The sequence below is a fragment of the Aeromonas cavernicola genome (assembly GCF_002795305.1).
Classification (GTDB): domain Bacteria; phylum Pseudomonadota; class Gammaproteobacteria; order Enterobacterales; family Aeromonadaceae; genus Aeromonas; species Aeromonas cavernicola.
Genome location: NZ_PGGC01000043.1, coordinates 1 through 1,098 on the forward strand (window position 1 = coordinate 1; position 1,098 = coordinate 1,098).

General features: G+C 55.0%; 1 protein-coding gene. It reads right to left on the minus strand.

Annotation, left to right across the window (positions count from 1 at the left end):
- Positions 1–331: 331 nt before the first annotated feature.
- Positions 332–913 carry a hypothetical protein gene (locus CUC53_RS04740; RefSeq protein WP_236757870.1) on the minus strand — a complete coding sequence of 194 codons (582 nt, stop codon included), beginning with the start codon at positions 911–913 and terminating at the stop codon, positions 332–334.
- Positions 914–1,098 lie beyond the last annotated feature (185 nt).

Here is a 1,098-nt window from a genome sequence, read left to right on the forward strand (position 1 = left end):
ATGGCAGTTTTTATCGCCAGTTCGATCTTGCTGCGCGGGCCGTCACGGCAAAAATCACCCTCCGTGGCCCCGCAGCGAGGGATCAGGCAAATCTGGTCAGTGACACGCTGCGCAACCATGGCAATCGGCCTGACATCCATCGATCCCACCTCAATCAAGCTCCAATCCATCACGCCTAGTCATACCACCTAGTCATGCCGCCTATCCGCTGCATGGCGCGGCAAGCGCATCCGTCCTGCGCAAACGCAAGCGGCCCACAGCTAAGATGTGGGCCGCCTCTTGGCAACATTTTTGGGGGGGGAACGGCTATCGCGCCTCGCGCTGTGCGCCGTTACAGGGTCCACCTTAAGGAAAAGGTGGTCACGGCCACGTGTTTTCGGCCGGGCACAAAATCCACCTTGGGGGCGTAACCTATCTCTAACGCCCACGATTTATAGCCTAGGGTCGCCATGGGTAACGCGGCGAGGCCGTGCATGCCAGAGCCATTGAGATAGCCCGCCTGCAACCCCAGCCCCGCAAACACATGAGGGGTGATATACCACTCTTTGCGATAAGAGAAAGCGCCGTAATAGGCCAACTCTTCTAACGAGTCGTAATAGGCACCGCCACGCAAGGCCAGCTTGCCGGTCTGTTGATTACCGGCGATCACCCGCGCCAGCCCTAAGCCGGGGTTGATATCATTAAAATCACACCGCTTACTTTTTTTGCTTTTGCCCTGCTGACAATCGCTGTGGATCGACGCACCGTGGATCAAGATGGAAAGATCGTCCGCGGCCACGCTCATGCCCGCTGAAAAAAGGCAGCTAGCAACGAGTAAGTGGCTGATTGTTGACTTTAATTTTGGTGTTGTCATCATCTCGTCCTTGATGCTGATGGCTGGTATTACCATATAGGGTTTAGTCTCATCCGACATCTATTTTCATCCCTTGATCGTGATTTGGGTTCGTTACCACTCAATTGATTTTTATGTCAATTTCCAGCGCAGTGGGCGGCGCGCATCGGTGGCCTGCTGCTGGTTTCCTCTCTCTGATTAACCTGATTAGCCTGGGTGATGGTGATCATCACGGCCCGAGCGCTGGCATCGAGCTGGCGATAAAA

Bases quoted from the DNA above. Each gene is read 5' to 3' on its own strand.
- CUC53_RS04740 (WP_236757870.1), bottom strand. From the start codon at position 913: ATGTCGGATGAGACTAAACCCTATATGGTAATACCAGCCATCAGCATC.